We start from the raw sequence: 17,078 nt of genomic DNA, 5'->3' as shown, positions 1-17,078 counted from the left end.
ACGGAAGGAATGTTGTGTCATCCGATACGTCCGATAGCCGTCCACCCCACGCCAGCGACAGCGCCAGCAACAGCGAGAGCGAAAACCCGGCGATCCCCTCGCCCACGCCCAAGTCGGACGCGCCCCGCACCAATCAGGACTGGTGGCCCAACCAGATAGACGTGTCGCGGCTGCACCCGCACTCGCCGCAGGCCAACCCGCTGGGTGAGGATTTCGACTACGCCGCGGAGTTCGCCAAGCTCGACGTCGAGCAGCTCAAGGCGGACCTGATCTCGGTGATGACCACCTCGCAGGACTGGTGGCCCGCCGACTACGGCCACTACGGCGGCTTCTTCATCCGGATGAGTTGGCACGCGGCGGGCACCTACCGCATCTATGACGGCCGCGGCGGCGGCGGTCAGGGACTGCAGCGGTTCGCTCCGCTGAACAGCTGGCCCGACAATGCCAGCCTGGACAAGGCGCGCAGGCTGCTGTGGCCGGTCAAGAAGAAGCACGGCAACAAGATCTCCTGGGCCGACCTGCTGGTCTTCGCCGGCAATGTGGCGCTGGAGTCGATGGGATTCCAGACCTTCGGCTTCGGGTTCGGTCGTCCGGACGTGTGGGAGCCCGAAGAAGTGCTCTTCGGCGAAGAGGACGAATGGTTGGGAACCAACAAGCGCTACTCGGGTGAGCGCAAGCTCGCAGAGCCCTACGGCGCGACGACCATGGGTCTGATCTACGTCAACCCGGAAGGCCCGGAGGGCAAGCCGGATCCGATCGCCGCGGCGCACGACATCCGCGAAACGTTCGGCCGCATGGCGATGAACGACGAAGAGACCGCGGCACTCATCGTCGGTGGGCACAGTTTCGGCAAGACGCACGGTGCCGGCGACGCAGCGCTGGTCGGCCCCGAGCCCGAAGCCGCCCCGATCGAGCAACAGGGCTTGGGCTGGGCCAGCTCCTACGGTAGCGGCGTCGGTAAGGACGCGATCACCAGCGGCCTGGAGGTGGTCTGGACGCCCACCCCGACCAAATGGGACAACAGTTTCCTCGAGACGCTGTACGGCTTCGAGTGGGAGCTGACCAAGAGCCCGGCCGGCGCATGGCAGTTCACCGCCAAGGACGGCGCCGGCGCGGGCACCATCCCCGACCCGTTCGGCGGTCCCGGGCGCAACCCGACGATGCTGGTCACCGACGTTTCGCTGCGCGAGGACCCGATCTACCGGGAGATCACCCAACGGTGGCTGAAGAACCCAGACCAGCTGTCTGAGGCATTCGCCAAGGCGTGGTACAAGCTGCTACACCGTGACCTGGGACCGATCTCGCGCTATCTCGGTCCATGGGTCGCCGAACCGCAGCTCTGGCAGGACCCCGTCCCAGCCGTCGACCATGAACTGGTCGACGAGGATGACATCGCTGCGTTGAAGAGCAAGGTGCTCGGATCTGGACTGTCGGTCCCGCAACTGGTGAAGGCGGCCTGGTCGGCGGCGGGCAGTTACCGCAACACCGACAAGCGCGGGGGCGCCAACGGCGCACGGATCCGACTGGAACCGCAGAAGAGTTGGCAGGTCAACGAGCCGTCCGAGCTGAACGGGACATTGTCCGTCCTCGAACAGATTCAGCAGGACTTCAACTCCTCCGCCACCGGCGGCAAGAAGATTTCGTTGGCCGACCTGATCGTGCTGGCCGGCTCCGCCGCGGTGGAGAAGGCGGCCAAGGACGGCGGTTACGAGATCTCGGTGCACTTCACCCCGGGCCGCACCGACGCCACCCAGGAGGACACCGACGTGGAGTCCTTCGCGGTGCTGGAGCCGCGAGCCGACGGGTTCCGCAACTACGCACGTCCCGGTGAGAAGGTGCCGCTCGAGCAACTCCTCTTGGACCGCGCCTATCTGTTGGGGGTGACCGCACCGGAACTGACGGTGCTCATCGGCGGTCTGCGTGCGCTCGGCGCCAACCACGGCGGCAACAAGCACGGCGTGTTCACCGATAAAACGGGCGTGTTGACCAACGACTTCTTCGTGAACCTGCTCGACATGGGCACCGTGTGGAAGCCGTCGGAAGCCACCGAGAACGTCTACGAGGGGCGCGACCGGTCGACCGGGGAGCTGAAGTGGACGGCGACCGCGAACGACCTGGTGTTCGGCTCGAACTCGATATTGCGTGCGCTCGTCGAGGTCTACGCGCAGGACGACAACGAGGGCAAGTTCGTCGAGGACTTCGTCGCGGCCTGGGTCAAGGTGATGAACAACGATCGGTTCGACGTGAAGTAGCGTCCCCGTTCGGCAACGCAGTGCGGCACCCCGCGGAAAGTCCGCGGGGTGCCGTATTGCGCTCAGCGGTTCATGTCCCATTGCCCGTAGTCGGCCGCCAGGATGTCGTCCACGTCGACCTTGATTCCGCCCATCACCGGTCCATCGAGGATCCGCTGATACAGCACCGCCGCGGGCTCGCGTTGTCCGTGCGACCAGCCGATCGTCTGCCATGCCCATTTGTGGCCCGGGGTGGACGAGTTCCCGATGACGCCGTCGGCGATGGCCCATCCGCAGGTCTGGTAACTGCCGTAGATGCCGCTGCGGCCGACGCCGAGAACGGAGTTGATCCCCCGGAACCACTGCAGTGCAACGGTATTCCAGGTGTTCTGGTCGATGTCCTCGTCCACGCTGAAGAAGATCGGGGCCGACGGCGGGCCGCCCGCGGCGGCATGCAGGCTCTGCGCCGTCTTGGCGTCCGCCACGCCGCCGTCGTACCCGCGGGTGTAGTCCGAAGGCGAGTCGGGCCAGCCCGGCTTGCCGTATTGGTAGTTGCTGACGATGTGCAGGCCGGCCGCCCGCAGCGAGTCGGCGTATTGGCGGGTGATCGGTTTGGCCTCGAAGTGCGCGCCCGGCCGCTCCATGGAGACGTAGTTGACCACTCCCTCGTAGCCGGCCGCTTTGATCTCCTCCGGCGGGACCCGGCGCTCGGCGAAGTCGATCAATTGACCGCCCGCGGCCGACGCTTCGGGTATCCCTTGCGCGGCGGCCCACGTGCTCAGGCCGACGAGGACCGGTGCGGCTGCGTACTTGAAGGCGTCGCGGCGGGTGAGGTGTCTACCAGGTGATTCAGCCGACTCGTGCACCGCGCGATGGTAACAAAACGCGCCGCGCGCGCGGCCTTCATTGTCCGGTGAAATTTGGCCGCCTCTTGGCGGCGAAGGCCGACAAGCCCTCCTGCGCGTCGTGCGAACGCATCACCTCCCGGACGAAGCGTCGTTCGATCCGTCGGGCATCCGCGTCGTCGATCCATCCGCTGGCCAGGATGGAGGCTTTGGCGTTGCGCACCGCCAGCGGGCCGTTGGCGGCAATCCGGGCGGCGATCGCGCGGGCTTTGGCCAGCGACTGCCCAGTCGGCACGACGTGCCCCACCAGGCCGAAATGGTAGGCCTCGTCGGCGCTGAGCGGGTCGCCGGTCAGGATCATTTCCATCGCCTTGGTGTAGGGGATCTGGCGCTTGAGTCGGACGGTGGAACCAGCGCCCGCGATCATCCCGAATTTGGCTTCGGGCAACCCGAACACGGCGTGCCGTTCGGCGATTCGGATATCGGTCTGCTGCAACATCTCGCATCCGCCACCCAGACAGGGGCCGTTGACTGCGGCGATCAGCGGCTTGGCCAGCGATCGGCTCAGCAGCAGACCTTCGCTGATGATTGTTCCGGCCTCTTTGCGAGGCGCCGAGTCCGGATCGGACGGCTTGGCCGCGTTGACCATCCACCCGTCGGCCAAATCGCCGCCGACACAGTAGGAGTCACCGGCCCCGGTGAGGATCGCCGCCCGCACGCCGTCGTCAGCGTCGATCTCGTCCCAGGCCTGGGCCATCAAGGTGAGCATCGACGGCGTGAGGGCGTTCTTGCGCCGCGGATTGTTCATGGTCAGGATCACGACATCGCCGTCGCGTTCGTAGATCAGCTGCGGTTCGGTCATCGCGATGCCTTTCTTCCGTCGCCAGAGTTGGCCGACGGACCCGCTACACATGTGAAATCGGTTGTGGCGGTTGGATTTCGCCCGTCAGCACCCAGGCCATCCGCATCGGGTGTGCCGTTGTCGACCATCAGCCAAGTATCGTCCCCCGTCCCGGAAACACCAGTGCGTCCGGTTTGTCGACTAGTCGCGCGCCACCCGCGGGTGAGTCGCTACCATCTTGCTGTGCGCCGTCTATTTGCTCGCGAACCCTTTGCTAGGGCCTTGGCCGTTGTCGCGGTCGCGGTCGGGCTGCTGGTGGCGGGTGCCGTTCTGCCGGTCGGTACCCCGGGAGCGCCGCGATCCGCGTTTGCCGCGAATTGTTCGCAGGTGGAGGTGGTCTTCGCCCGCGGCCGACTCGAATCGCCGGGTCCCGGCGTCCTTGGCAACGCCTTCATCAACTCGCTCCGTTCCAAGATCGGAGGCCGCAGCATGGGCACCTATGCCGTCAGGTACCCGGCGGATACCGAAATCGACATCGGCGCCAACGACATGAGTCGCCATATTCAGAACACGATCAGCACTTGTCCGAACACGCGGGTGGTGCTGGGCGGCTACTCGCTGGGCGCTGCGGTCACCGACATCGTGCTCGCGGTGCCGATGAGCGCCTTCGGCTTCGACAGTCCCCTGCCGCCCGGCGCCGACGAGCACATTGCGGCGGTGGCCCTGTTCGGTAATGGCAGCCAGTGGGCCGGGCCGATCACGAACTTCAACCCGATCTACAACGACCGCACCATCGAGTTGTGCCACGGAGCGGATCCGATCTGCAACCCGGCCGACCCCAACACCTGGCAACAGAACTGGCCCGCGCACCTTGCAAGCGCGTACGTGGCGGACGGCATGGCCAACCAGGCCGCCGATTTCGTCGCCGGCAAGCTGTAGCCCGGCGGGGATGTCTGCGGCGCTACCGGCGTGCGGTGCGTCGTCGGGGCAAGGCGTCCCACCCACCGATGACTGCCCGCCGGAGACTAGTGCTCTGTTGGACTCGGCGGGCCAGGACTAGCACCGCAAGACCCGCCGCCGCCCTGCCCAGGGCCAATCGGCTGGTGCGCTTGTGCCAGGGCCGTTTCCCTCGCGTGCCGGCGCGCCGGCCGAACCGGTACCCGGTACCCAGCGCCGTCATCAGCGCGAAGCCAATCAGGAGCGCCGCCATGTTGATAGAGCGTCCACGGTTGCGATCGCGGCCTGATCTCAAACCAGGCACGCCTCGGCCACCAATTTCGTGGCGTCCAGCTAACGCAAAGCCACACGCCCGTGGGAGCTTTTAATAAAATCAGCCTGAGATAAAGATCCCGGTCGGCCGACTACGCTGGCGACCACGCTATACATAAACTCCTACTGAATTTATCCCTTGCGGATGCTATTTCATATGCGCGTGCTGCGCACTTCTATTAACATTTCGCGATTGCTGTGGTAAAACCTGGCGCGGCTGCGACAGGGAGCAGCCCAGTTCACTTTTCCGCCGCGCCGATGTCGCCAATCTGCCGCGAGCATGCGCACCGCGACAATCTTTCATGCCTGACGAGTTGTCCTGCGCGGGCCTAGTTACGACACCAAAACCGATGTAGGACAAGGTGACTGATCGAGCCGTTGCGCGGGCGTCGGCTGCGGGTTTGCGAGTGCCCCGGCAGCGGCCCGAGCAGCCCGGCACCCGCTGGGGCGCCCACTGGGGCTGCGCCCCGCGATTCTGCCATGCGAAACCGAGTATCGGCCGGACGAATCCTATGAAGTGTCTGTGACTAAAAATCAACATGAATGCTAGCTAAACGACAAGATCAGCGTCCGATTTCGAAATGGATACGTAGCTCCGGTCGGCACCAAGTCAATAGCGTGTCGTTTAACGACGCGACGACACACAGGCGTGTTTGCGTTCGATTTTTCCCAATGCCAGTTGGAGGAATTCTATGTCTTTCGTTCGCACTTATCCAGAGCACCTGACCGCTGCGGCCAGCAACCTGCAGTCGCTCGGCGCGGCATTGAACGTGGGCACCGCAGCGGCTGCGGCTCCCACCACGGGGGTGGTGCCCGCGGCCGCCGACGAGGTGTCGATCTTGACCGCAGCTCAATTCGCCACCCACGGTCAGCGATTCCAGGAGCTCAGTGCACAAGCAGCCCGGATCCAGGCGGCACTGGCTGCGACGCTGGGCACCAGCGGAAATTCCTACGCCGAGACCGAAGCGGCCAATGCCGCTGCGGCTGGCTGAGCGCGCCGAAGCACCAGGGGGTTACTGACGATGTTCGACTACGGATTGTTGCCGCCCGAGATCAACTCCGGGCGCATCTACGCAGGCCCGGGCGCGGGTTCGTTGGCCGCGGCCGCGGTGGCCTGGAGCGACTTGGCCGCCGACCTGCAGGCTGCGGCTACCGGGCATCGCTCGGTGATCGAAAGTCTGACCAGCGGCCCGTGGCTCGGGCCCGCCGCAGCGCACCTCGCGTCCGCCGTCTCGCCGTTCATCGCGTGGTTGAGCAACAGTGCTGATCAGGCGGCTGAGGCGGCAAGCCAGGCGAGCGCCGCCGTGGCCTCCTACGAGGCGGCATTCGCAGCCAGCGTCCCGCCACCATTGATCACGGCAAATCGCACCCTGGTCCAGGAGTTGATCACCTCGAACCTGCTGGGTCAGAACAGCGCCGCGATTTCGCAACTCGAAGCCCAGTACGCCGAGTTCTGGGCGCAGGATTCCCAGGCGATGTACTCCTATGCCACCAGGGCGGCCGCGGCCACGCAGTTGACCGAGTTGGCTGCGCCGGCCGAAGTCGCTGACCCGACCGGCCTCGTCGACCAGGCCATCGCGGTATTGAAAGCCGAGGGTCAAGCGGTCCAAACCCAGCTCAACGAGGTGGGCTCGTATGTGAGTCCACGTGTCGGCGACATCCTGAAGACACTGTCGGCACCGCTGAACGGCAACGGCGCCGCGATCGATCAGTGGTTGGTGGCCAATACGCCTCTCGATGACATACTCACGATTTTCAACAAGTATCTGCAGCCGTACGTCAGTTCGCTGGCTGCGATGATTCAGTCGACGCAGTCCTTCGGTCAGGTCAGCAACGGCCTGACCGCGATGGCGAACTTTGCCAAACCCGCGGCATCGGCGGCCAAGGCAGCCGAAGGCGCAGCCTCCGCAGCCGGCGCCGCCGCATCCGGAGCCGGTCAGGCCGCCGCCAGCGCCGCGGGCAACGCCGCCGGGGTGGCCGCGGGTCTGGGCAAGGCGATTCCGATCGGGGGGCTCTCCGCGCCGGCCAACTGGGTGCCGTGGCATGCCACCACCAACCCGGGGGTCGCCTCGGCGATCCCGGCTGCCGCCGAAGGCAACAGCTTTCCGATGGCTCCGCCATTCGGGCAGTTCGTCAACGGCGGCTACGGCCGGAACCAGCCGACCTACGGGTTCAAGCCGTCGGTCATGGCCAAGCCCCCCGCCGCCGGCTGACGCCCGGATTCACCGGACGAAGCCATGTTCGACTTTGGCCTTTTGCCGCCCGAAATCAATTCCGGGCGCATCTATACCGGGCCGGGCTCCGGCCCGTTGCTGGCCGCCGCGGCGGCGTGGAGTGGTCTGTCCGCTGACCTGCAAAGCGCCGCGGCGGGTCATCGGGCTGTCATCACCGGGCTGACCAGCAGCCCGTGGTTGGGGCCGGCCTCCGAGGCGCTGGTTGCGGCGGTGACGCCGTTCATCGCCTGGCTGGATCTGAGCGCCGACGAGTCCGCGCTGGCCGCCAGCCAGTCCTATGCCGCCGCAGCGGCATACGAAGCGGCGTTCACCGCGTCGGTGCCGCCGCCGGTCATCGCGGCCAACCGCGCGTTACTCGCTCTGTTGGTGGCGACGAATTTCTTCGGGCAGAACACCCCGGCGATCGCGGCGACCGAGGCGCTCTACCTGGAATTCTGGGCGCAGGATGCGGCGGCGATGTACACCTACGCCGGCAGCTCGGCGGCGGCGACCGAGTTGGCGGAGCTACCGGCACCTGCTGAAGTGGTGGACCCCACGGGGTTGGTCGACCAGGCCATCGCGGTCGTCAAGTCCGAGGGACAACTGATTCAGACTCAACTCGACAACCTGGGATCGCAGTTGAGCCCGCGGGTCGCCGACGTGCTCAAGACGCTTTCGGCGCCCCTGAACGGCAACGGCACCACCATCGACCAGTGGCTGATAGCCAACACGCCGTTGGACGACATCGTCCCGCTGTATTCCAAGTACGTCACCCCGTACGTCTCGTCGATCACCGCGGTTTTCCAGTCCGGTCAGGCCCTCGGCCAGGCCAGCAGCGGTTCTATCGCGATCACCAATTTCCTGGGCCCCGCGGCCAAGGCAGCCGAAGGTGCCGCCAAGGCCGCGGGTGCAGCCGCTGCGAATATCGGTACGAAGGTCAGCAGCGTGACGGCAAGTCTGGGCAGGTCGGTTCCGCTCAGCGGGTTGTCGGTGCCGGCGAGCTGGACCACCGCCACCGGCGCTTCGGGTGCGACGGCTGCCGGGAACGCAGTCCCGGCCGCCTTGGAGACGACGCCCGTGGGTGCCGCCGTCGGCAGCGGTCCGATGGCGCCGCCGTTCGGCCAGTTCTTCAATGCCGGCAACGGCCGCAAGACGCCGACATACGGGCACCGATTGACGTTCATGACCCGGCCGCCGGCGGCCGGCTGACGATCCGGTGGGCTGCCCGTGAACTTTCACCACGCTCGTCGTGGCTGCTAGGGTGCCTTGCTAATGCCTGGAATGGATCGTCGCCACATGCTCAAGATGGCGGGCCTGCTGACCGGTGCCGCGCTGAGCGCGGTACCCGCTCCGAAGGTCGCGGCAGCGCCCAGCGGTGCCGGGACCTACCTCTTCCACGACGAGTTCGACGGTCCGGCCGGCTCAGCTCCCGATCCGGCCAAGTGGACGGTGTCCAAAGCTCGCGAGACGATGAAGGACCCGACGTACTGGGAGTTGCCCGAGCATGTCGGGCAATACCGCGATGACCGACAGAACGTATTCATCGACGGCAACTCCAATCTCGTCATTCGTGCGGCCAAGGACGGCAATACCTACTACGGCGGCAAGATCTTCAGCCCCTGGCAGGGCGGCATCGGGCACACCTGGGAAGCCCGGATCAAATTCGACTGCCTGACTCCTGGTGCGTGGCCCGCGTTCTGGCTGTCCAGTGACGCCGAGGGTGAGATCGACATCGTCGAGTGGTACGGCAACGGCAAGTGGCCGGCGGCTACCACCGTGCACGCGAAAGCGAACGGCTCGGAGTGGAAAACGCACAATCTCGCGCTGGACAGCGCATGGCACACCTGGCGAGTCCAGTGGGACGACACCGGAATGCGGTTCTGGCAGGACTACAGCGATGGTGCGGCGCCGTACTTCACGGTGCCGGCGAACTCCCTGGCTGACTGGCCGTTCAACAACCCCGGCTACCAGGTGTTCCCGATCCTGAACCTGGCTGTCGCCGGTTCGGGTGGTGGCGATCCGGGGCCGGGCACCTACCCCGCGCAGATGCTCGTCGACTACGTGCGCGTCTGGTAGCTGTCGGCGGTTCAGGTGCCTGGTTTCTGCCGCCACTCGTTGATCTTGCGGCCCAAGGAATCAGCCGCGCTGGTCGCAGCCCGGCCCACGCCGTCGACGATGCCGCCGAGACCGTCGCGGATGCCTTTGATCAGCGGGTCGTCGGACTGGTCGAAACCGTCCTTGTATTGGCGGGCCGCCTCGCCGAGGTCCTCAGCGAACGAGGCGTTGTCGTCGTCGACCCTGCGGGGATAGTCGCCGGCCAGTATCTTGGCGTAGCCGCCGGTGTCGACCCACTGAGTCAAGGCGGCGGCGCGCAGTACCGAGAACGGGTGGGTCTGCAACTCCAAGTTGAGCAGTTTGAGCACCCCGTCGCGCATCTCGCCGGCCTTTTCGTACTCGCGTGCCTGGGCCAGGAAAGCCTGCGAGTCCAGTTTGTCCAGTCGATTTCCGCCGGCGAGCTTCATTTGGACGCGGATCGCGGTGTCCAGGTCCTGGCTGCACAACAGCCCGGCACGGTCGCCGGACAGCTCGGACTTGCGCTGCCATTCCAGTAGCGCCGCGACGATCGCCCTTAGCGCCCAACCGCCGATCGGCATGAAGCCGAAGGACCGCGTCAGCCGCATCAGATGCATCATCATCGTGCGGTACACCGCGTGACCGGACAATGCGTGGCCGAGTTCGTGGCCGATGACGAAGCGCAGCTCGTCGTGGGTCATCAACTCGTACAGCCCAGAGGTGAGCACGATGAACGGCTCGTCCATCCCGATCGTGTAGGCGTTGGCCTCGGGTGACTGGATCACGAATAGCTCCGGCTTGCCGGGCGCGTCGAGGACGTCAGTGCACTGTTCGAGCAATACGTCGAGGTCGGCGAACTGGCGGGATTCCACTCGGGCGGCGCTGGCCAGGTACAACAGCCGGTGTTGTCGTTCCCTCAGCGCGCTGGACAGCAGCTTGAGTATCTGGTCGAAACCCTTGAGCCGTCGCAGCGCCGACAAGGCAGCTCGGTCGGCGGGATGCTCCCAGGCCCGGGAACTGATCCCGGTAAATGCGGCGCGCATGGTGGCCGGCGTATCGGGCATGCTGGTCTCCCCTGGTTGTCCGCAACAGGATAGAGGGGTGACGCGCTGCGAATTCCGCAGCAAATCCGTATGTGCGGCGGTGAGCCGTCCCGCCGAAGGAGATACAGTTCGTCAGATGGTGCGCAGAAGTGCGCGCGATGTCGAGCGCGGGTACTAAGCGGGCTCGTTGGCGGTGCGGTAGCGCCGAGCGCCGTGGCCGTCGGCCTGTGGAATCTGCCCCGCGGCGAGCGCGCGCTGCCTGCCGATATAAGCCGGGTGGCGACGCATCGCGTCTTGGAGCTGGCGCTCCCGACGCTGAGCTGCAGTCCAGAGCGGGTGCGATTGGAGGTCGATCACCGTCGCACCTGATGCATTCGCCACGATTGTCAACTCCTTCTAGATTCCCCGAGCGATGATTTGACTTGCCTCTTGTTGCTCTGCTACGCAAGCATGCCCAGCAAAGCTGTGACCTAACCGTGTCAGAAGATGAGAATTTGCCGTGAATTTGCAATCGGGCAGTTATCTGCATCACTCATGGCACGTTGCCGTGCGCTGATTTGAGCCGGTTTCTGACATAGCTCACGTTGTAGCACTCACCGGTGACAAGTCCCCGAGCTGCGATGGGTACCGTTTCGCTCATGGCCAACCGACGTTTTCTGCTGCGCGAACGCCCCACCGGACGCATCGGACCGGACACCTTCGAGCTCAGTGAGCAACCGGTCCCCGACATCACCGACGGGGAGGCGCTGGTCCGGGTCGACTGGATTTCACTCGACCCGACCAACCGCATGTGGATCACTGACACTCCGACCTACCTTCCTCCGGTCGGCATCGGCGAAGTCATGCGGGCCGGCGGCATCGGCGAGGTCGTCGCGTCGAACAACCCCAACTATTCGGTCGGCCAGATCGTGCAGGGGCTGGTCGGCTGGCAGGAGTACGTGGTCGCGTCCGACACCACGCCGTTGATGCCGGTCGAGGTTGCCGACGGCGTCTCCCCCAGCGCCTACATGGGCGCGCTCGGGATGACCGGGCTGACCGCCTGGATCGGCATCCGGGACATCGGCAAGCCGAAGCCCGGTGAGACGGTGGTGGTATCGGCGGCCGCCGGTGCGGTGGGTTCGGTGGCCGGCCAACTCGCCAAGGCGGACGGTGCTCGCGTCGTCGGGATTGCCGGCGGCCCGGAGAAGTGCGCGCTGTTGACCGACCAACTGGGCTTCGACGCCGCTGTCGACTACAAAGCCGACGACTGGAACGCCCAGTTGGCCGCGGCGACGCCCGACGGCATCGACATCGACTTCGAGAATGTCGGCGGCGACATCATGGACGCCATCTTCGCGCGCCTGAATATCGGTGCGCGGGTTGCGTTGTGCGGCCTGATATCGGGGTATAACGATGCCTCACCACCGCCCGGGCCGCGTGCGTTCGGCAACTTGCTCATCCAGCGCGCGACCGTGCAGGGTTTCATCGTCCTGGACCACTTCGGCCGCGCACCCGAGGCGATCAGTGAGATCGCCGGATTGATCGCCGATGGCAAACTCACCCCGCTGGAGACGGTGGTGGAAGGCTTCGAGCAGTTGCCGACAGCGATCAACATGCTCTTCGACGGCAAGAACGTCGGCAAGCTTATGGTGAAAATCACCTAGAGGCGTCCTGGATGCCCATTTCCGAGGTGTACCGCACCCCCGACGCGAGGTTTGAGGGCCTGCCCGGATACGACTTCGCGCCGAACTACTGCGATGTCGACGGTCTGCGGTTGCACTATCTCGACGAAGGTCCGCGCGACGGGTCGCCGATCGTGTGCTTCCACGGCGAGCCGAGTTGGGCGTTCCTGTATCGCACGATGCTTCCGCCGCTGGTCGCTGCCGGGCACCGGGTGATCGTGCCCGATCTCGTCGGATTCGGACGCTCCGACAAGCCCACCGACCGCCGTTGGTATACCTACGACCGGCACAGCGAGTGCATCGCCACAGTGCTCGGCGCACTTGATATCGACGATGCCACCGTGGTCGTTCAGGACTGGGGCGGTCCGATCGGGTTGCGGTGGGCGGTGCAGAACGCGGCCAGGGTCCGCGCGCTCATGATCATGAACACCGGCCTGTTCACCGGCCGGGTCTCGAAAGGATTCATGGCCTGGCGCGACTTTGCCGAGAAGAACTCGGATCTGCCGGTCGGCTTCGTCATTCAGACCGGCACCACAACCGAGTTGCCCGACGATGTGGTTGCCGCATATGACGCGCCGTTTCCGACCGTCGAGTCGAAAGCGGGTGCCGCCCAGTTCCCGCTGCTGGTCCCAATTACTGACGATGCGCCCGGCGTCGAGCAGATGCGGATGGTCACCGACGAGCTGTCGCGCTGGAATAAGCCTGCACTGGTAGCGTTTTCGGATACCGACCCGGTCTTCCCCTACCCCAGATCGGGACAACTGTTCTGCGATCTGATTCCTAGTGTTGACGAACAGGTACGCATCGAGGGTGCGGCGCACTTCCTGCAGGAGGACCGCGGGGAGCAACTCGCCGACGTTCTGTCGAGCTTCATCGTTGAAAACGGTTGATCAAGCAGATCGAGATGGCAGATAAGCCCGAGGTGTCAGGAAACGCTGACATCATCAAGGAGTTCCGCGCAAACGGGGGCAAGGTCGGCGGGCCGTTCGAAGGAGCCACGTTGCTACTTCTGCACACCACCGGGGCCAAATCCGGCGCGGAGCGCGTCAACCCGGTGATGACGTTCGACATCGACGGCAAACGCTTCATCGTCGGCTCGTACGCCGGCGCCGACGTGGATCCCGCCTGGCTACACAACCTGCGGGCACACCCGCAGGCGCACATCGAAATCGGCACCGACGCCTACGACGTGCAGGCCCGCGAATTGCCGCGTGACGAGCGTGACGACATCTACCCGCGCATCGTCGAGCAGGCGCCGGGCTTCGGCGGGTACCAGCACCAGACCGACCGCGTCATCCCGGTCATCGAATTGCAGCGGATCTGACTCTCCGTGGGATCGGCTCATTCTGCACCCAACCCTGGGCTGCTTCGATCTACTGACGAAAGCGGGCCTGCATTGCCGATGAGCGACGCGCGAACAGCCGAATACGTTCGGCTGCAGCGGAGTCGGAGTCCCACACTCGGTACAGGTACGAGTCCCCTATGCCTCAACGAGATCCGGATGGAACTTGGCCGCCATGCGACGCAAGCCGTCGTGCCAGTCCACCGTGCTGCCGGTGCCGGTCAGCTCGTGCAGGAAGGTCACGTCCACGGGGTTGCCGCGGAGTGCCTGGTCGCTCTCGTGGAACGTCGGCTCGCGACCGACGAGCGTGCCGAGGTAGCCGCACCAGTCCTGGATGCTGACCATCTGGTCGCCGGCCCAGTTCACCGTGATGGCCGGAACCGATGCCGCAGCAAGCAGTTTCGGGATGGTGGCGATGATGTCATCCTGGTGGATCGGGTTGTAGAGTGCCGGGCCGCCGGGCGGGACCGGGATCGGGATGCCGCCCAGCATCATCTCCATGTGGTAGAACGGCCAGCCACCGTTGTCGCCGTACGGAACGTTGAGGCGGGCGATCGTGGTCGGCACTCCGAGGATGCGCGCGGTGGTGCGCGCGACGGCCTCACCGGCGATCTTGGAGATCGAATAGGTGGGGAACAGAGGTTTGTGGTTGTCGCCCAGGGCCGCGCGCTCGGTGCGTACTTCGTCGTCGGGCGGGTCGTAGACAGCCGCAGAAGAGCAGTGCAGGAACGCTTTTGCGGTGCGGCAGTGGGCCATCAACAGGCCGACGGATTCAGCGTTGGCGCCCAGATCCTTATCCCACCGTCCGCTCTTGGCCACCGCCAGATTGAGCACATAGTCGAAGTCTGAGGGCAGCGCGGTGAAATCTCCGGCGGCCAGATTGACTGTCTCGCAGCGCACGCCGGCCTGCTCGAGGCGGGTGCGCGCGACCGGGTCGGTGAACCGGGCGATGCCCCACACCTCGTTGTCGGCCGCCAGGGCCTGGGCGATCGGGGCGGCAACCTGGCCGGTGGCCCCGGTGATCAGGATCTTCGAGTCACGCATGGGCCGATCGTAGGGCAGCCGCCGGTATCGAATTCATGGACGCCCGCCGGGACCAGACCTATCCCGAAGGGTCCTGACATCTCTAGCAGCCAGCGACTTTTGCGCATTCTGCTCAGCTAACGTGGTAGCGTCCCCTCATGCCCACCCGGGGGCGCATCGACCTGCGGCTCGCCAGCCGCATCCTGCTGCTGCAACTGGTCCTGGTCACCCTGACCCTGATCGTCGCGTTCGTGTTGTTCGCTCAGTTCAACCGGCACCGCCTGGACCTTCAATACGGGGTTCACGCAATGGATATCGCCCGCGTCGTGGCGTCATCCCCGACCGTGCTGAATACGATCTCGCGCTACGACGCCACCCCGGTGTCCGCCGACCCTGCGACCGTCGACGAACTCGCAGCCGGTCCGCTGCAGACCGTCGCTTCCCGGGTCCAGCAGCGCACCCACGTCTTGTTCGTCGTCATCAGCAACGCCGACGGCATCCGGCTGGCGCACCCCCACCGCGACGAACTGGCCCGCCGGGTCAGCACAGATCCCGGCCAGGCGCTCGCGGGACACGAACAGGTTGTTCATGAGTCAGGCACGCTCGGACGTTCCATCGTCGCCAAAGTGCCGGTGGTGGAACCGGGCAGCACTCGAGTGCTGGGCATGGTCAGCGTCGGTATCTCCACCAAGGCTTTCGACGAGCAGTTTTCCAAGAACCTGCGCGTACTCGCGCCGCTGGGCGGCGCGGCCCTGCTGATCGGCGTCGTCGGCTCGGTGGCCCTGGCGCGGCGATGGCGTGGGCTCACCCTGGGTCTGCGGCCGGCGGAAATGGCGGAGCTGGTCCGTACCCAGGCGGCCGTGTTGCACGGCATCGGTGAGGGGGTGCTGGCCACCGACCAGGGCGGCAGCATCACGTTCGTCAATGACGAGGCCTGCCGACTGCTGCAGATCGGGAACGAACTCGGGAGGAATATCGTCGAAATCGGTTTGACACCACGTGTTCTCGACGTGTTCAAAGCTGCCTCGGAGCAGGCCGCGACCGCGCCGACTCTGGCCACCGTCGGTCAGCGCATCGTCGTTGTCTCGGCGCGGAAGGTGCAGCGCGATGGCCGCGAGTTGGGAACCGTGCTGGTGGTACGCGACCGCACCGATGTCGAGTCGCTCACCCGGCAACTCGACGCGGTGCAGGTGATGAGCACCGCGTTGCGGGCACAGCGCCACGAATTCGCCAACCGGCTCCATCTGCTGAACGGACTGCTGCACACCGGCCATGTCCAGGAGGGTCTGCAATATTTGGAGGAATTGCTCGGTTCTGGTCCGCTCGGTTCGGCGGTTCCCGGCCTCGAAGCGATTCACGACACGCATCTGCAGGCATTTCTGGCGGCGAAGGCGGCGACCGCGCGCGAGGCCGGTGTCACGCTGGTGATCGGCGAGAACACCTGGGTATCGGGCCGGCTGGAACTGCCGGTGGACGTGACCACCGTGGTGGGCAACCTGGTGGACAACGCCATCGACGCTGCCCGTGCCGGCAACAACGCCCGCAAGGAAGTGGAAGTCGAGCTGCTGCAGGAAGATTCGACGCTGCACATTACGGTCGCCGATAGCGGTGACGGGGTGGCCGGCGACTTCGTCGAACAGCTTTTCACCGAGGGCACCTCAACGAAGCCGGACTCCGGGATACCGGGTGGGCGCGGCATCGGACTGGCGTTGTCGCGGCAGATCAGCCGCGCGCTGGGTGGCGACCTGTGGCTGGCGAGTCCGGGGAATCCGGTTGCCGGACAACGGCTCAACGGGGCCGAGTTCATCGCCCGGCTTCCGGGTGTGATGACTGAGGAGGAGCAGTGGGCAGCGCAGACCTGACCGTGTTGGTGGTCGACGACGACTTCCGGGTCGCCAACATGCATGCCGGAATCGTCGATGCCATGCCAGGTTTCACGGTGGTCGCCAGTGCCAACACGCTCGCGGCGGCTCGCGAGGCGGCAGCCGTCGACCTGGCACTGGTCGATGTGTACCTGCCTGACGGCTCCGGCGTCGACTTCGTGCGCGAATTGAGCAGCGACGCAATGATGTTGACGGCGGCTACCGAGGCCAAGACGATCCGCGCCGCGTTGGCCGCCGGCGCGCTGACGTATCTGGTCAAGCCGTTCCCTACCACTGAATTGGCCGCCCGGCTCGCCGGCTATGCCCGCTACCGGAAGATCCTGTCCAGCCCCAATCTGGGTGCCAGTGACGTCGATGCCGCGCTGGAGGCGTTGCGGCCCAGGGTTGCCGCGGTCCAGTCGTCCACCGCTGTGGCCTCCCCCACCAAGAAACTGGTGGTGCAAGCGCTGCAAGCTGCGTCCACGCCGATGTCGGCGGCCGAGGTGTCCGCGGCGATCGGCATCTCGAGGGCTACCGCCCAGCGGTACCTGGCCTCGCTGGCCACCACCGGGGAGGTCTCCGTCGGGCTGCGCTACGGAACCACCGGTCGTCCCGAGCAGGAATTCTCTGCGAATGCCAACCGCGCGGCTCGGATTCCGCACTGAGAATTGCGGG

At 65.6% G+C, this 17,078-nt stretch carries 16 protein-coding genes; 11 read left to right on the top strand and 5 right to left on the bottom strand.

The window, feature by feature from the left end:
• The first annotated feature begins 14 nt into the window (after positions 1–14).
• Complete coding sequence (gene katG / locus ACZYZ9_RS00495; protein WP_463824283.1) at positions 15–2,252, top strand: catalase/peroxidase HPI; 2,238 nt, start codon at positions 15–17, stop codon at positions 2,250–2,252.
• 62 nt (positions 2,253–2,314) lie between these two features.
• Here katG and ACZYZ9_RS00490 read toward each other — a convergent pair whose 3' ends face one another.
• Both ACZYZ9_RS00490 and ACZYZ9_RS00485 read right to left on the bottom strand, forming a co-directional pair.
• Positions 2,315–3,097 carry a DUF1906 domain-containing protein gene (locus tag ACZYZ9_RS00490; protein ID WP_463824282.1) on the bottom strand — a complete coding sequence of 261 codons (783 nt, stop codon included), beginning with the start codon at positions 3,095–3,097 and terminating at the stop codon, positions 2,315–2,317.
• 37 nt (positions 3,098–3,134) lie between these two features.
• Positions 3,135–3,938 carry an enoyl-CoA hydratase-related protein gene (locus ACZYZ9_RS00485; RefSeq protein WP_463824281.1) on the bottom strand — a complete coding sequence of 268 codons (804 nt, stop codon included), beginning with the start codon at positions 3,936–3,938 and terminating at the stop codon, positions 3,135–3,137.
• A gap of 222 nt (positions 3,939–4,160) precedes the next feature.
• On the opposite strand from ACZYZ9_RS00485, the gene ACZYZ9_RS00480 reads away from it, so the two are divergent.
• The 5 genes from ACZYZ9_RS00480 to ACZYZ9_RS00460 all read left to right on the top strand — a co-directional run bounded on the left by ACZYZ9_RS00480 (position 4,161) and on the right by ACZYZ9_RS00460 (position 9,475).
• The gene (locus ACZYZ9_RS00480) at positions 4,161–4,856 is read left to right on the top strand and encodes a cutinase family protein (protein WP_463824280.1); all 696 of its coding nucleotides are present in this window, start codon (positions 4,161–4,163) and stop codon (positions 4,854–4,856) included.
• A 1,022-nt stretch (positions 4,857–5,878) separates the two neighbouring features.
• On the top strand, positions 5,879–6,178 hold the full coding sequence (locus ACZYZ9_RS00475; RefSeq protein ID WP_463824279.1) for a PE family protein: 300 nt from the start codon (positions 5,879–5,881) through the stop codon (positions 6,176–6,178).
• A gap of 30 nt (positions 6,179–6,208) precedes the next feature.
• Positions 6,209–7,399: a PPE family protein gene (locus ACZYZ9_RS00470; RefSeq protein WP_463824278.1), complete on the top strand. Its 1,191-nt coding sequence runs from the start codon at positions 6,209–6,211 to the stop codon at positions 7,397–7,399.
• 24 nt (positions 7,400–7,423) lie between these two features.
• The gene (locus ACZYZ9_RS00465) at positions 7,424–8,608 is read left to right on the top strand and encodes a PPE family protein (protein WP_463824277.1); all 1,185 of its coding nucleotides are present in this window, start codon (positions 7,424–7,426) and stop codon (positions 8,606–8,608) included.
• Between the two features lie 63 nt (positions 8,609–8,671).
• Complete coding sequence (locus ACZYZ9_RS00460; RefSeq protein ID WP_463824276.1) at positions 8,672–9,475, top strand: glycoside hydrolase family 16 protein; 804 nt, start codon at positions 8,672–8,674, stop codon at positions 9,473–9,475.
• 11 nt (positions 9,476–9,486) lie between these two features.
• Here ACZYZ9_RS00460 and ACZYZ9_RS00455 read toward each other — a convergent pair whose 3' ends face one another.
• Together ACZYZ9_RS00455 and ACZYZ9_RS00450 are read right to left on the bottom strand one after the other, a co-directional pair.
• The gene (locus tag ACZYZ9_RS00455; protein ID WP_463824275.1) at positions 9,487–10,536 is read right to left on the bottom strand and encodes a M48 family metallopeptidase; all 1,050 of its coding nucleotides are present in this window, start codon (positions 10,534–10,536) and stop codon (positions 9,487–9,489) included.
• A gap of 153 nt (positions 10,537–10,689) precedes the next feature.
• Entirely contained in the window at positions 10,690–10,896 is a 207-nt protein-coding gene (locus ACZYZ9_RS00450; RefSeq protein WP_463824274.1) for a hypothetical protein, read from the bottom strand.
• 257 nt (positions 10,897–11,153) lie between these two features.
• Between ACZYZ9_RS00450 and ACZYZ9_RS00445 the strand changes: the two genes are divergently transcribed.
• The 3 genes from ACZYZ9_RS00445 to ACZYZ9_RS00435 are packed head-to-tail and all read left to right on the top strand — an operon-like array spanning position 11,154 to position 13,500.
• Complete coding sequence (locus ACZYZ9_RS00445; RefSeq protein WP_463824273.1) at positions 11,154–12,158, top strand: NADP-dependent oxidoreductase; 1,005 nt, start codon at positions 11,154–11,156, stop codon at positions 12,156–12,158.
• 11 nt (positions 12,159–12,169) lie between these two features.
• Positions 12,170–13,066: a haloalkane dehalogenase gene (locus ACZYZ9_RS00440; protein WP_463824272.1), complete on the top strand. Its 897-nt coding sequence runs from the start codon at positions 12,170–12,172 to the stop codon at positions 13,064–13,066.
• A gap of 14 nt (positions 13,067–13,080) precedes the next feature.
• On the top strand, positions 13,081–13,500 hold the full coding sequence (locus tag ACZYZ9_RS00435) for a nitroreductase family deazaflavin-dependent oxidoreductase (protein ID WP_463824271.1): 420 nt from the start codon (positions 13,081–13,083) through the stop codon (positions 13,498–13,500).
• A gap of 156 nt (positions 13,501–13,656) precedes the next feature.
• Here the strand turns inward: ACZYZ9_RS00435 and ACZYZ9_RS00430 are convergent, their stop codons facing one another.
• Entirely contained in the window at positions 13,657–14,562 is a 906-nt protein-coding gene (locus tag ACZYZ9_RS00430) for an NAD-dependent epimerase/dehydratase family protein (RefSeq protein ID WP_463824270.1), read from the bottom strand.
• Positions 14,563–14,699: 137 nt separating this feature from the next.
• Between ACZYZ9_RS00430 and ACZYZ9_RS00425 the strand changes: the two genes are divergently transcribed.
• Together ACZYZ9_RS00425 and ACZYZ9_RS00420 are read left to right on the top strand one after the other, a co-directional pair.
• Positions 14,700–16,403 carry a sensor histidine kinase gene (locus ACZYZ9_RS00425; RefSeq protein WP_463824269.1) on the top strand — a complete coding sequence of 568 codons (1,704 nt, stop codon included), beginning with the start codon at positions 14,700–14,702 and terminating at the stop codon, positions 16,401–16,403.
• A complete protein-coding gene (locus ACZYZ9_RS00420; protein ID WP_463824268.1) occupies positions 16,385–17,068 on the top strand; it encodes a response regulator in 684 nt (227 codons plus the stop codon). The genes ACZYZ9_RS00425 and ACZYZ9_RS00420 overlap by 19 nt, the downstream gene beginning before the upstream one ends.
• The last annotated feature ends 10 nt before the right edge of the window (positions 17,069–17,078 follow it).

The organism is Mycobacterium sp. IDUB_28, assembly GCF_055419285.1.
The sequence above is the reverse complement of the archived record's forward strand: the minus strand, read 5'-3'. Positions and strand labels throughout refer to the sequence as shown.